The sequence below is a fragment of the Sphingobium cupriresistens genome (genome assembly GCF_004152865.1).
In the GTDB taxonomy this organism is placed as follows: Bacteria; Pseudomonadota; Alphaproteobacteria; order Sphingomonadales; family Sphingomonadaceae; genus Sphingobium; species Sphingobium cupriresistens.
The window spans coordinates 1-13,399 of record NZ_SEOO01000060.1 but is presented as its reverse complement, the minus strand read 5'-3'; the positions used below and the strand labels follow the sequence as shown (position 1 = coordinate 13,399).

Genomic DNA, 13,399 nt, shown 5'->3' with positions numbered 1-13,399 from the left:
CCCGATGGCCACCTACGACTTCACTTGGATATGGCGCGAACTTGGCATCGAGAACCTGCGCAAATAGTTCGCTACCCCTGACGTCGATGCCTACCGTGAATCCGTGTCCCTACAATGCACAGAGGCCTAGATGTGTATCTCTTCCCTGCCGACGAGGTGAAGAAGCGGTTCGATGCGTCCTATGCTGCGCGGATCGAGAACGGCCACACCGTCCGCAATAACTACGGCATGTGGGTAATGCTCGATAAGGGAGACGATGCGGTAATCAGCCAGGTCGGCCACGGGATCGCGGAGGAATACCCACGCATCGCGAACTTCAGCATCGATGAACTGGAGGGCACGGTTTCCAAGGACGTGCGGAAGATGGCTGACGAAGCCGCGCCGGAGCCTGAAGAGGCCATCCCGGCTGACGCAGGTCCGCCGCTCAATACCGTTGCGGATGTGCTGGCTTTCGCCCGCGAGAAGATCGCCGTTCTGACCGGCATGCCCGGCGATACGATCAAGCTCGACCTCAAAATGGGGGTGTAAATCTCATTTGATGGATGTGATCGCGGTCATTCGTCAGGACGGCCAAATAGACGACCGAAAAACCCCCTCTTGGATTCCGTGGGGCCGGGTCCGGCCAGCAGTCCGATCACTCGGGCTTGAGCCTCACGCCGTTCCTCATCCGATTGATCGAGGCGACGACGAAGGTCGTCGATCGTGCCGTCCCGATCGCGCAACTGTTCCAAGGCAGCATCAAGACGAGCCTGTAATACATTGGAATCTGACCCGTTACGGGTGTCAGCATTGCCGTTGCGTAGCGTTTCAAATGGTGTTTCGGTTACTGGTGCGGCTGACTTGGGAGGATACACCCGGTGCAGTTCGACTGGCTCAATCGAGAAAGAACCGTCATCCTTCTTTGTCGCAGAAATTCGACCACTATTGATGGCTCGCGATATGGAAGCCTTGCTAATACCTGTCGCCTTTGCGGCTTCTCCGAGGGTGTAAGCCATTTTATCCGTCCCTGTTGCGGATCGTTTCAAAACGTGATCCGCTAACTGTTAGCAGAAACGGTCAGGTGGCGAAATGGTCAGACTCTGCCCCACTTGGTGGCACACCCCGTAACCCATTTCGTCCAATCTGCCTTGAGGGCATCCCCTACCAATTTACGGCGCTGTTCGGGGCGGACGCGAGCATACTGATCCGCTAGGCGCTGTACGGAGTGACCACCGCCTAGGGCCATTCCGATTGCATGAAGCTCCGGGGTCTTGAACTCGTCCACCTGATCGTCGGCCGGCCAGCGTAGGGTGTCCGAAACCGATAGCCGAGAAGCCGCCGAGGCGATGAGGCTGGCGGTGTCGACGATGGTTTCTGTCGTCCCTTCCCGGCGGGCCTTTCGGCCGCTGCTATGGCGTCCTGCCTCATCGGCCGCGGCGTCAGTGGCGTCGTCGTCTTTAGGGGTGAAGGTCAGGGTGACGTGGGTGATCTTGCCCCGCGCCCCGCGCTTTTCCGACCAGTCCATCGTGAAGGCAGCGAGCTGATCGATTTCGGCTTTGCCAGGTGTCAGCACCAGACGCCGGAAGTCGGAGAAGTTGGGCATCGAATTAGAGGGTGCGCCAAGCCGCTCCCGCAGCTCATCGACCGTTCCGGACCATGTGGGGCTACGCCGTCCAGCCAGCAGGCAACCCATCTCATAGAGGGTGATCGCATACTTCGACCGGAAGGCGAGCAGAGCCGCCCGGTTGAGGCGAGCGTAGTAATCGCTCCCCTGTAGGATTGCCCTAGCCGGTGCCGTGAACTCCCACTCGACGGTGGCCCGGCCGTCTTCGGCATGTTCGTTGAGCGTCCAGGCAAGCAGGGCAGCGGTGAGCGTCGCCGCACGCCCTTGCGCCGAGGTCGAAGGCATTTGGAACTTCACATCCATCAGCTCATCGAGGGTGTCCTGGATCCGATCATTGGCGTTGTGGGTGCCTCGCAGATCGCGCTTGGCGATGACATGTGATCCCGGTCGCCACGCTTCACCGGCAGCTTTGGCGATTAGAAGGGCTAGGGTCTTGCGGGCCGCCAAAGAGGGTGACGTACCCGCGCCGAACCGTGCTTCGATGAACTCGCCAGCTTTGACGATGGCATGACCGTCACGAACCGAGATCGTGGAAGCCGCCTTCATCGTGCGGCCGATAGGAAGGTCGTCGAGCACAGCATGAGCTTAGCCAGTTACGACATAAGATCAACGTCAATGTCATAGATCGCACAGTTACCCCATTCCTCACGGGGCACCCGATCCGTCGTAACTGAGCACCCCATTTGTCGTAGGTGCTCACCCCATTTGTCGTAACTGAGCACCCCATTTGTCGTAGGTCAGGCCATTTTTCCTATATGAATCAACAGACAAGCAACCCCTGAATCATAGAATCAATAGAATCTAGAATCATCGCGCACGCGCGAGGCTGGCGTTGCATGATGACAAGCGGAATCGGCCTTCGGCCGATGCACCGATGATGCGTGCCGGCTACGCCGTCACAGGGGCGGCCTACCGGCCGCAGGCTTGGCGAGGAAGGAGTCGGGGCGAAGGCATCGTGCCATCATTCGCCGGTCGTCACGCGGCGAGGGGGTTTGCCGTCGCGCTCGTGGACAACGATCGCAGACACGCCGGAGGCGGCGATGCGATCGATCAGGCGATCGGCCTCCTCGTACTGGTCGCTGGGCCAGTCGCGGGCGACGTGGACGCGATCCCCGCCGATTTCCAGCGTCAGGTGCGAGATTGAGGGATCGAGGTCGAGCAGCCGCGCCATGTCCGCCTGGGTATCGAGCGTGACGCGCCGGAGATCATGTCCGGTCATGATGAGCTGCCAGGTGCGGGTGCGATCATCTAGGTTCATGGCAGCAGCCACCCGGTGTAGGATTTGGCATCAGGGTTCGCGCCGAAGCACCAGTATACCCCGTCGCGCTTCTCTCGCTTCCAACCGTGATCCTTGGGACAGGCGGCAATGGCGGGGATGGTCTGTTCGCTTGCCTGATCGATGCGGCGGGCGAGCTTACCGTTGACGGTGTTGGCCCAGCTCGCCGCAGCCGTTTCATCACGGGCGCGGGCATAGCCTTGCGCCTCGCCGGCCCCGTTACCCAGGTAGTAGCCGTAACCCCCGGCAATCGGCACCAGCAGGGCGAAGCCGGCGAGCGCGCCGTTCCACCACCTGTCCCACCGGCGCCGGCGCTGCTCATGGGCGCGGCGATCGGCGGCATCAGCCGCAAGACGATCGGCCAGGGCGGCGTGCGCGGCCGTGTCAGCGTCGATCCGACGTCGCAGGGCCTCTCCCGCCCCGGCAAGGCCGTCCGTGGCTCCACGACGCGCGCCAGCCTCTGCACGGGCCTCCAGGGCGGCAGGATCGACCAGGCGGGCCGCTATGACCTTGTCACGGGCTTCCTCGTCCTCGGCGCGCTGTGCGTCCCTGGCGGCGGCATCGGCAAGGCTGGCGCGCACATCGGCCACCAGATCGCGCAGGGTACCAAAGCCGGCGAGGACGCGCTGGATGTTGGTGTCGAGGTGGGAGAAGAAACTGTGCGCCTGGGCGGCGTCGGCGACATCGCGCGCGCGACCGGCGGCAGAGGGTGGCGGATCGGGGGGCGTGTCGAACTCGGCGGGATCGAACCTGCCGGCCGGGGCATCGGTTCGGCTCCCGCCACGAGCCATTCCCTTTCCGCGTTCCCGCTCGTTGAGCTGGCGGGCCTGTTCGAGCAGGCGACGGGGGTCGTCGTCGCGGTCGCGGTCCATCAGCGATCCTCCCCGGGCAGCGTCCATCCCTCGAACGGTTTGCGATCCTGATCCCGGCTGATGCGGTGGGTCAGTTCGGAGACGATGCCGGCGAACCGCTTGTCCTTGCTGGCGGCGTCGATGAGCAGTCCGCCCAGGATGATCTTGCGGCGGGTATCGAGACGACGGCCCTCGGCAGCGACACGGGCATTGAGCGCGTCGAGACGGGCCTTGGCCTGGTTGACCCGTTTGCGAGCCTGTTCGATGGCTTCGGGTGTTGGTGCCGCCATACCTTCTCCGCGTGAAAGCACGATAACAAAGCGAGCATAGCTCAAACCAACAAACGAAACCACCCGAGACGACGATAGGAGACAAGGGCGCACTTTAGCATTACTGCGTAATGCGTGCGGCAGGGATACCCTGCACCCATGTCGCGATGCGACAGCGGGGCCTCCGCCCCACACCCCGACCAGCGCAACGCCGCTGGACCACGTTGGAGAAGGCAGGCGCGACGATGGCGATCTACCATCTGGCGGTGAAATCGGTGTCGCGCTCGACCGGGCGCAGCGCGGTCGCGGCTGCGGCGTACCGGACCGGCGCTTGTCTCGAAAACGAGCGCGACGGCCTGGTGCACGACTACACGCGGCGGGGCGGCGTCGAGGACGCGTTCATCGTCGCCCCGGAAGGCGCGGAGTGGGCGCAGGACCGCTCCGCGCTGTGGAACGCGGCCGAGGCGGCGGAGAAGCGCAAGGACGCCAAGGTCGCGCGAGAATATGAGCTGGGGTTGCCGGCCGAGCTGGACGCCGGCCAGCGCCGCGACCTGGTGCGTGCTTTCGCGGAGGATATCCGCAACCGCTACGGGGTGGCAGTGGATGCCGCGATCCACGCCCCGCATGATTACGGCGACGATCGTAACCACCATGCCCACGTCATGACGACGACGCGGGTAGCGGAGGCGGACGGGCTGGGGGCGAAGACGCGCCAGCTCGACGTGCGCTCGACGGCCTCGGTGGAGGTGGAGGCGATCCGCGAGCGGTGGGCCGGGATGGTCAACAGCGCGCTGGAACACGCCCAGGTAGCCGAGCGGGTCGATCACCGCAGTTACGAGCGTCAGGGGCTGGATATCGAACCGACCGTGAAGATGGGCCATGCGTCGGCCGCGATCGAGCGGCGCGCGTCGGCCGAGCAGATCGCGGCCGGCAAGGAGCCGCACGCCGTTACCCCGCGCGGGCAGATGAACGAGGCGATCATGGAGAAGCGGGGGCTGGGCTTCTACATCGAGCGTGGTCAGGAGCGGATACGGGAGTGGTCCCACCAACTCCGCGAGCGTGCCGATCTAGCGATGCAGGGCATGTCCAGCTTGGTCCAGGGCGCAGCGCGGGCGATGCGATCGGGGCTACAGACCAGCAGCGAGGGCGGGTTCGGGGCGGTGCCGGCGCTCGACCAGTCACCCCAGCGCGACCAGGTGCCGGCGATTGAGCTGGACCAATCGGGGCAGCGTGGGCGGGATCGGCAGCGAGAGCAGGAGCTAGACCGTCAGCGTGGACGTGACGGGCCGGATATCGGGTTCGGGCGGTAGGGTCGCCGCCGAAGAATCGTTTTCGGCAGAGTGTAAGGTAATACTTGACAAATGTCAGGAAATGCCTTACAATGTGTCTATGATTAAAACATACACCAGCAAGGCGCTCGAAGCCTTCGCCACCAAGGGAGATGGCTCAAAACTTCCCGTCCAGAACCACAACCGCGTTCGCCGCATCCTGCTCACGCTAGATGCTGCCACGAAGCCCGAGGACATGAATGTTCCGGGCTTTCGCTTTCATGGGTTGAGCACCAAGCCCAAACGATATGCAGTCGATGCCAGCGGCAATTACCGGGTCACATGGGCTTGGGATGACGGCAATGCGATCGACGTGAATATCGAGGATTATCATTGAGGAGGGGCAAGCCCCTCCTAAAAATCTGTCAGCCAATGCTTGACATGTAAGGCTTTAGTTTACATATAGAGCTTATACAGAGACGCATGATGATCTGGGATCGGCCCGGACAGGAGACAGATGATGAACCAGCTCGTATCCGGCCTTGCCCCGATGCACCCCGGTGAGCTGCTGCGGGAGGACATTCTGCCCGCGCTCAACAAGCCCAAGGCGGAGATCGCCAGGCTGATCGAGGTATCGCGGCAGACCCTCTACGATATCATCGCCGAGAAGCAGGATGTCACCCCGACTATGGCGCTTCGGATCGGCAAGCTTACCGGAACCACGCCCGAAATGTGGGTCAACATGCAGCGCAATTACGACCTGCGCGTGCAGGCCGTGAAGGATGCCGATATCATCGCGCGTATCCCGACCTTGGAAGCCGCCTGATCCTTTCTCGATTTCCCGTCGAGGTCGAGCCATTTCGGGAAAAGTGAATTGGGAACAAATTCTGGGAAAAGCCCGCCTCGCCGCCCGCTTTACGCCGACAGCGAGGCGGGCTTTCTCATACGCCCTTCCCTTTCGGGAAAGCGTCAGGACGACAGGAACGCCGCGAGAGAGGACGCGTCCGTAGCGCAGTGCCCGCCATAGAGCGGGTGCCACTCCGTCTTGACGCCGCGCTTGCGCGCTATGTCGGCAAGCCGCTGCGTGCCCTCGAAATTTCCATAGACGTCATACAGGCCGTTCGACAGGTAGAGCGCCGGATAGGCCGGACCCGCCCGCTCGATCAGGGCGAGCGGCGAGACGCGCTGCCACTCGGCATCGTTCGCCGCATATTTCCGCGCCATCATCCATACGCCGAAGATGATCTTGGGGTTCGCACCCGTGCGCTGCATCGTTGCGCGGATCGTGGACAGTGATGCGAACGGCGAGGTCGAATATACGCCGGGGCATAGCGCCGCGACCTTGGCGAACCGCGACGGATAGGACAGGCCAGCGACCAGGACGTTGAGGCCCCCCATCGACTCTCCCATCAAGAGACGACGACGCGGACGCCCGATTTTCCCCTCAATCGCTGGCAGACGGGCCATCAGATCATCCAGCAGTCCGCTGTCGGGTGTCTCCCCTTTCGGGGTTAGCAACCAAGTCGAACCATAGGATACGGTCACGACTGTGGGCGGCAGCTCGGGGCGGCGCTGCCATTCCGACTGAATTAGCGCGGTGAGATAGGTGTCGTCGTTCCAGATGCGCTCGTCGAGGTTGCGGCCATGCATATGATAGACGACATCGCCGTTCGTCCCCCGCCGATCGCGATAGACGCAGTAGCGGAGCGACCCGGACGCATCGCACGCTTCCGCCGCCGGGCGGAACGACACCTTTTGAGCGCCCCGGGTTCGAGTGACCTCGCCCCATGCGTAGTAGATCAGGGCGGCAATGAGCGCCGCCACGAGCCAGTATCGATAGGTGTAGGCGCTTGCAATCGTAGCGGCGTCTGCTCGCAAACGGAGCGATTTTCTGCTCGGATTATCTGACAATGGGCGGAGCAGTCTGCTCACGCTAATTGCCAATGTGCTCGCCATCATCCGGCGCTGCTCGCAGTCATGGTCGCCTGCTCACATTATCTGCCAGCGGGAGTGGCGTCAGCGTGGCACCCGGATGGAGCCGTCCGCGATCCCTTCGGCGATATTTGAGAGCATGACGGCGTAGCGGTGCAGGCCGGGGAAGCGACCGGCGTTTCTCTCGATCTCTTCGCCGTATCCGGCATCGAGCAGCGCCTTGAAGTCCGGCATCACGTCGAACATGCCGCCGAGCAGATCGATATCGGAAGCACCGATCAGCAGCAGGGCATTCGCATGGGCGTCGAGGCGTTTCATCGTCTCCAGCATTTCGGTTTTGGTCATCGCACCCTTTCCGCTTGCGTGGTGTCATCGCCTATTATGCGCTGGCCCTGTTCGCGAAAACCTTCCTTTCTGACGATCCTGCCGGCGGGCCATGACCGCAACGCATTTCTGCGGCCCGCCGCGTGTCAAAACTGTTCTGGAAACCCGCTTCGCAAAAGCGTCTGCCGGCGACGGGTTTGGAGAACCCACTGGCAGGGAGTGTGAGCACGACGCCCCGTTTGCAAGCAGCGCCGGATGATGGCGAGCACACTGGCAGATAATTCGAGCACGAGGCCATGCGCCAGTGGCAGAAAGGGTGAGCAGAAAATCGCTCCGTTTGCGAGCAGACGCCGCTACGATTGCAAGCGCCTACAGGTAGGGGGTGATTCGGCAGAACCGGCGGAGACTCCACTCCTATGGTGTGCATCGTGCAATTTTAGTTAGTATACGTGGATGAAACATGAAATCGTTCATAATAAAGATTATATATGAAATAAAGATGCTATTAATATGCATTTGGAGATCTGTAGAATAATAATAATATTAAAATAGGCTCTGTTGCAAAAATCGTGAAGCTTGAGCATGCTTGGCGGAGATTGGACGGACGGAACGATGACGGATTTCAAGTGGCGCCATTTCCAGGGTGATGTGATCCTGTGGGCGGTGCGCTGGTATTGTCGCTATCCGATCAGCTATCGCGACCTTGAGGAAATGCTGGCGGAACGCGGCATTTCGGTCGACCATACGACGATCTATCGCTGGGTCCAGTGCTACGCCCCGGAGATGGAGAAGCGGCTGCGCTGGTTCTGGCGGCGTGGCTTTGATCCGAGCTGGCGCCTGGATGAAACCTACGTCAAGGTGCGGGGCAAGTGGACCTACCTGTACCGGGCAGTCGACAAGCGGGGCGACACGATCGATTTCTACCTGTCGCCGACCCGCAGCGCCAAGGCAGCGAAGCGGTTCCTGGGCAAGGCCCTGCGAGGCCTGAAGCACTGGGAAAAGCCTGCCACGCTCAATACCGACAAAGCGCCGAGCTATGGTGCAGCGATCACCGAATTGAAGCGCGAAGGAAAGCTGGACCGGGAGACGGCCCACCGGCAGGTGAAGTATCTCAATAACGTGATCGAGGCCGATCACGGAAAGCTCAAGATACTGATCAAGCCGGTGCGCGGTTTCAAATCGATCCCCACGGCCTATGCCACGATCAAGGGATTCGAAGTCATGCGAGCCCTGCGCAAAGGACAGGCTCGCCCCTGGTGCCTGCAGCCCGGCATCAGGGGCGAGGTGCGCCTTGTGGAGAGAGCTTTTGGCATTGGGCCCTCGGCGCTGACGGAGGCCATGGGCATGCTCAACCACCATTTCGCAGCAGCCGCCTGATCGGCGCAGAGCGACAGCCTACCTCTGACTGCCGCCAATCTTTGCAACAGAGCCGTCTGGCGTACTTTCCACGCTATGCCCTCTGACTGACAGCTCCCTTCGGTGGCTTCATTTCCGGCGTCTTCATTCCGGGACGGATTTTGGCCTCAGCGTGCTGCTGCGAGACGTTCGCCCAGATAGATAGCCAGAGCCTCGGCGCCGCGTTCGCTCGCGCTGCGTCCCGGCTGGTAATCCATTGTATAGGCAAAGAGCCTGTCTTGCTCAGCCAAATGGCTGGCGGCGCTTTCCTGCCATAGCGGAACGCGCGTCGCGAGTTCGGCCGAGCCGTACGACACTTCGCCATTGCGCCAGAATTCATACCGTTCTGCCGGCCCCGTCGCAGGCCGGCCGAGCGGATCAAGAAAGTAGCAGGCGCCGCGATGCAGCAAGAATTCATATACCTGACTGCTGACGTCGCCAATATAGGCGTCGGCAGCCATGGTGTAGCTCATGTCGAACAGGTTTGGGCTGTCGAGATCGATTATGATATTGGATGCGCTGCGATAACGCTCATCGATTTCCGGCCGCACCTTCAGCGTGCGATATTCCAGAGAATAGTGGATTTTCTTTCGGAACAGCATGACGTGCGGGGCAACGATCAGGTTGAACCGGTCCTGATTGCGATAGAAATAGTCCAGCACCGAATTGCCCATGCTGTACCAGGATGACAAATGCGGGTCGAAGTGGGGATTATAGAGAAAGACCGGCAGGTCATTCGCAAAGAAACGCTTGCGCAGGGCCGGATCGATCGTGTCGAATTTCGGATAGCCGATAACGCGGCATTTTTCGGCGCTGGTGATGCCGTGACGCACCATTTCGTCGACCAGCTTGGGTCCGCTCAGCAGCAGCAGATCGAAATGCGCGAGATCCGGGTGATAGGCGACGTTGCGGTCGCCTGATCCATGCGGAACATAAGCAAAAAGCGGGCCGCGTTCGCCAAGGCGGTGCTTGATCCGCAGGCAGGTGCGCTCGGTCGATACGAGCAGATCGACACTGGCGAACAGGTCCAGATTATAATGCAGCCGGGCAAGCCGCATCATCGGGGCGACGCTGTTGAGCGGTTCCAGCCAGCGGGCGGCCGACCTGGGAACTTGCAGTTGCACCCATTCGATATTGGCGTGCGCCGTCGCCGGGATGATCGAGGCGACGGTCCGTTGGATGGCCTGTGTGCCGCACGCGACTACGACCTGAATCGAAGGCGCATTCTGAGCCAGATGGCCTGCAATCCCGGCGATATGGGCAGCCTGATGGGCCGCGTCATGATTGAACAGGAACAGAATGCGTTTCGTCATGAAGCGGGTTTAACCTTGCGCAGAATGAGGTAGCAGGCCCCCAGGATCAGGCCCAGGCTGATCGCTTCGGTCAGCGCCCTCGCCCAAGCCGCGCCAATGGCGCCGAAACCGTTCAGCAGGACGAACAACATCGCCAGCAACACCGCGGTCCCGATCAATCGGATGGCGATCAGCGTTTTGGAACGCCCGGCCGCCATTAGCAGGGATTCGCTGGTCACGCTGACAATCTGCATCGCTGCGGCAAGGCCCAGCACCAGCAGGAAGGGGTATGCACCGAGAAACTGCGGGCCTGACATCAGCAAAAGCAGCGGTTTGCCGAGAAATATGATCACCGGCAGCAGCACGGCCGCCGTCCCCAGGGAAATCAGCACGATCCTGATAAACAGGGGTTTGATTTTTTGCAGCCCGTCCTTGGCGTGAAGGTAGGCCATTTCGGTGTAGCTGGCCAGATTGATGAACCCGGCGATTACCGACAGGGTTTGCGTCAGTTGATGCGCCAGACGGTAAAGCCCGGCTTCGGCCGTGCCCGCGAAAAAGCCGATCAGCAGGACGGGCAATTGCTGTCCCGCAGCATAAGCGGTTTCGCCGATGTTGGTCGCGACCAACAGCGATGGCAGCCCATCATTTTCGCGCCACGCCCGATACCAGCGGCGGCCTTGTGGACGTCCGAATTGGTGGCGAAATTTCCGCCGCGCCACGACCCAGAATACCAGGGTGCTTGCCAGTTCCCCGGCCGCCCATGTCCAGAGGAACGTCGAAACCGACGGATGGATCAGCACGGCCAGCAGTGATCCCGCGAATTTGACCGTTGGCACCACGGACTCGGCCATGAAGGACAGCTTGAATTCGCACTGCAGCCTCAACATGCCGCGCGGGACATTGCGGATGGAGAGCAATATGACCACCGCATAGCCGAATGTCTGCCACGCAAGATCGCCCGTCATGCCCAGTGCGTCGCTGCCCAGCCAGAGGATCAACGCCACGACAAGGATCCCGAGCGATGCGGTCAGCAGGTCGATTATTGTGCAAAAGCGGATCAGGCAGGCAAGGGCATCGAAATCCTTGCTCTGGATATGCTCATGCCCATATTTGACCAGCACCTGCCAGACATTGAATCCGAGCACCAATTGCAGGGTCATCGTGGTGCTGAGGATCAGCGAGAAGGCGCCATATTGGGCCGGACCCAGCGATCGCGTGATAATCGCCAGATAAACGAGGCTGAGGACCGCGCCATATCCCTTGCCGGTGGCGATCCACTTCAGGTGCTTAAGAATGCGGGCAAAGGGTTTTTTGTCGGCGTTCTTTGCCATGCCGCTTCTCTCTCAACAGGCGAAGCAGCAGCGCGCGCCGAGGCTGGGTTGGGGTTCCATCAAAAGACCCCATATCCATTTCCGGGCGCTTGTGCACCCCAATTGGCGGGCGCGGAAATCCAGCGTTCCTGACGCGGCGAGAGCGAGGCCCTCTGAGACTGGCCGGCCTCCATCGAGTCGCCGGGGTTGGCTGATGGTCGATCCTGCCCACTCAGCGAGTGGCGGATAAGATTCACGCCTCTTGCCAATGACTTCTTCGAGGGGGGCGATTGGGGCTTGCGGGCTGCGGATTTGCGTTGGACTGCGGATTTGAATTGCGGTGACAGGGGATCTATCAGCACCTCTTGCGCGCGCGGATTTTGGACGAAGGTAGTGGTTTTGCAGCAGGCTGAGTGTTCATCGCGCGCGCGTGAAAAACGTGACATTCACGTTGCCCAATCGTCGGACAAGTGGCTTAGCATCCTCATTCCGGTATATAACGTATTACCTTATCTCCGCGAATGCGTTGTCCCCATTATCAATCAGATTGATGGGGATGGTGTTGAGATTATCTTGCTTGACGATGCTTCGACTGATGGCTCGTTCCAGCTCTGCGAAGAGATTTGCAGGGAGTATGATGGGCGCATCGGGCTTTTGCGTCACCCCGAGAACCGTGGCCTCAGCGCCGCGCGCAACACGATGGTGGAAGCCGCGACAGGTGAATATGTATGGTTTGTCGATTCAGACGATGAAATATTCCCGGGCGCGATAAAGAGCCTACGTGGCATTCTTGACAACTGTTCACCCGACATTGTGATGTGTGACTATCGCAAGATGGGCAAAGATTATGCGTCATTTTCCGGTAAATCCGGAGTTTTTCAGGATGATCGCGAGATATTGGTGCGGGGCATCTTCGAAAGCCGTCGCATGCATACCTGGTCAAAGATATCGCGTCGTGAATTATGGTCGGATGATTTGAGATTTCCTATTGGAAGGTGCTTTGAGGATGCTGCAACCACACCCTGGTTGTTTCTGAAGGCGAGCAGCTTTTACTATGCTGCGGAGCCTTGGGTTGTTTACAGAGTTCGATCTGACAGCATTACGGGAATTGTCTCGAGAACCCGCGGAAAATTTGATGACAAGAAAAATGACGATCTTGCCTTCGCTTTGATGGGATTCTCAAAGTCATTGACCAATAAAATTTCAAATATAGATGATGATACGCTTTATGCAGTGTCAAATTTCTGCGGGAAAGAGTTTACTAAAATTTCCTACCGCCTCTTGAGTGCCAGACTGTTTCGTGACGATTGGAATATCATTTCCAGCAAGATCGCCCGATATCGCGATATGATGGATGATTGCTCTCCCATGACATTTTCATGCCTGACTCGGGAGCATTTGCGGCGGCGGAACGTCGGTCGATGGGTGATCCTGAAGCTGTGCCTTTTCGCTGCGGCTTCGCGCACGTTAAGAGGCCGTTCGGAAAATCGGACTTGAGGGATTTCGCCAGCCTTCGATTGATGGCACGGCGAAGCCTTATCCGTGTGATTTGACCGGTGAGGAATGGGCGCGGATCGCGCCTTTGAGGCATTGTCAGAGGAAATTGGCAGGCGAGACAGGGGGCTGGTATTGGTGGCTGATGAGCCTGCGACCCAATCCTTTCCGTTACTTCAATTCGTCACCTGAGGTGATCCGCCTGGTGGTGATGATGTATGTGCGGTTTCCGCTGTCGCTGCGGAATGTCGAGGACTTGGCCTCTGTACATTATTCGGACACAGATTCACGGTAGCGGCTTGATGAGCAGCGGCATGAGGCCATCGGCATCGAGGTCGAGGCTCTCGGACCAGATATAATCGCCGGTGAGATTGATGCGGTCCCA

General features: G+C 60.1%; 15 protein-coding genes and 1 pseudogene. 7 read left to right on the top strand and 9 right to left on the bottom strand.

Features of this window, described 5'->3' with window-relative positions:
• The first annotated feature begins 132 nt into the window (after positions 1-132).
• Positions 133-528 carry a hypothetical protein gene (locus EWH12_RS20355; protein ID WP_207212455.1) on the top strand — a complete coding sequence of 132 codons (396 nt, stop codon included), beginning with the start codon at positions 133-135 and terminating at the stop codon, positions 526-528.
• A 26-nt stretch (positions 529-554) separates the two neighbouring features.
• On the opposite strand, the gene EWH12_RS20350 is transcribed toward EWH12_RS20355, so the two are convergent.
• The 5 genes from EWH12_RS20350 to EWH12_RS20330 form a co-directional block, all read right to left on the bottom strand.
• Entirely contained in the window at positions 555-995 is a 441-nt protein-coding gene (locus EWH12_RS20350) for a recombinase (protein ID WP_082370061.1), read from the bottom strand.
• Between the two features lie 77 nt (positions 996-1,072).
• Entirely contained in the window at positions 1,073-2,179 is a 1,107-nt protein-coding gene (locus EWH12_RS20345) for a replication initiation protein (protein ID WP_047167713.1), read from the bottom strand.
• A 385-nt stretch (positions 2,180-2,564) separates the two neighbouring features.
• Positions 2,565-2,861, bottom strand: a complete 297-nt coding sequence (locus tag EWH12_RS20340) for a hypothetical protein (RefSeq protein WP_047167714.1) — start codon at positions 2,859-2,861, stop codon at positions 2,565-2,567.
• Positions 2,858-3,751, bottom strand: a complete 894-nt coding sequence (locus EWH12_RS20335; protein ID WP_053000203.1) for a hypothetical protein — start codon at positions 3,749-3,751, stop codon at positions 2,858-2,860. The genes EWH12_RS20340 and EWH12_RS20335 overlap by 4 nt, the downstream gene beginning before the upstream one ends.
• Positions 3,751-4,020 (bottom strand): hypothetical protein, encoded by a 270-nt coding sequence (locus EWH12_RS20330; protein ID WP_047167715.1) that lies wholly within the window; start codon positions 4,018-4,020, stop codon positions 3,751-3,753. Before EWH12_RS20330 ends, EWH12_RS20335 begins: the two co-directional genes overlap by 1 nt.
• Before the next feature lie 224 nt (positions 4,021-4,244).
• Here EWH12_RS20330 and mobQ point away from each other — a divergent pair, with 224 nt between their 5' ends.
• From mobQ to EWH12_RS20315, 3 genes are all read left to right on the top strand, one after another.
• Positions 4,245-5,309: a MobQ family relaxase gene (gene mobQ, locus EWH12_RS20325; protein WP_047167716.1), complete on the top strand. Its 1,065-nt coding sequence runs from the start codon at positions 4,245-4,247 to the stop codon at positions 5,307-5,309.
• Positions 5,272-5,664 carry a type II toxin-antitoxin system RelE/ParE family toxin gene (locus tag EWH12_RS20320; RefSeq protein WP_231635459.1) on the top strand — a complete coding sequence of 131 codons (393 nt, stop codon included), beginning with the start codon at positions 5,272-5,274 and terminating at the stop codon, positions 5,662-5,664. Before mobQ ends, EWH12_RS20320 begins: the two co-directional genes overlap by 38 nt.
• A gap of 120 nt (positions 5,665-5,784) precedes the next feature.
• A complete protein-coding gene (locus tag EWH12_RS20315; RefSeq protein ID WP_047167717.1) occupies positions 5,785-6,093 on the top strand; it encodes a HigA family addiction module antitoxin in 309 nt (102 codons plus the stop codon).
• Positions 6,094-6,236: 143 nt separating this feature from the next.
• Here the strand turns inward: EWH12_RS20315 and EWH12_RS20310 are convergent, their stop codons facing one another.
• Positions 6,237-7,226 carry an alpha/beta hydrolase-fold protein gene (locus tag EWH12_RS20310; RefSeq protein WP_207212454.1) on the bottom strand — a complete coding sequence of 330 codons (990 nt, stop codon included), beginning with the start codon at positions 7,224-7,226 and terminating at the stop codon, positions 6,237-6,239.
• Positions 7,227-7,283: 57 nt separating this feature from the next.
• On the bottom strand, positions 7,284-7,544 hold the full coding sequence (locus EWH12_RS20305; protein ID WP_021320008.1) for a hypothetical protein: 261 nt from the start codon (positions 7,542-7,544) through the stop codon (positions 7,284-7,286).
• A 591-nt stretch (positions 7,545-8,135) separates the two neighbouring features.
• Between EWH12_RS20305 and EWH12_RS20295 the strand changes: the two genes are divergently transcribed.
• On the top strand, positions 8,136-8,900 hold the full coding sequence (locus EWH12_RS20295; RefSeq protein ID WP_001389365.1) for an IS6-like element IS6100 family transposase: 765 nt from the start codon (positions 8,136-8,138) through the stop codon (positions 8,898-8,900).
• A gap of 146 nt (positions 8,901-9,046) precedes the next feature.
• Here the strand turns inward: EWH12_RS20295 and EWH12_RS20285 are convergent, their stop codons facing one another.
• Both EWH12_RS20285 and EWH12_RS20280 read right to left on the bottom strand, forming a co-directional pair.
• Positions 9,047-10,231, bottom strand: a complete 1,185-nt coding sequence (locus EWH12_RS20285; RefSeq protein WP_129927641.1) for a hypothetical protein — start codon at positions 10,229-10,231, stop codon at positions 9,047-9,049.
• Positions 10,228-11,541, bottom strand: a complete 1,314-nt coding sequence (locus EWH12_RS20280) for a lipopolysaccharide biosynthesis protein (RefSeq protein ID WP_129927640.1) — start codon at positions 11,539-11,541, stop codon at positions 10,228-10,230. The genes EWH12_RS20285 and EWH12_RS20280 overlap by 4 nt, the downstream gene beginning before the upstream one ends.
• A 372-nt stretch (positions 11,542-11,913) precedes the next feature.
• Here EWH12_RS20280 and EWH12_RS20275 point away from each other — a divergent pair, with 372 nt between their 5' ends.
• Together EWH12_RS20275 and EWH12_RS23005 are read left to right on the top strand one after the other, a co-directional pair.
• Positions 11,914-13,017, top strand: coding sequence for a glycosyltransferase family 2 protein (locus EWH12_RS20275; RefSeq protein ID WP_207212453.1), 1,104 nt, complete (start codon positions 11,914-11,916; stop codon positions 13,015-13,017).
• Between the two features lie 142 nt (positions 13,018-13,159).
• Positions 13,160-13,273, top strand: a pseudogene (locus EWH12_RS23005) (IS6 family transposase); the annotation flags it as partial.
• Positions 13,274-13,399: the final 126 nt, after the last annotated feature.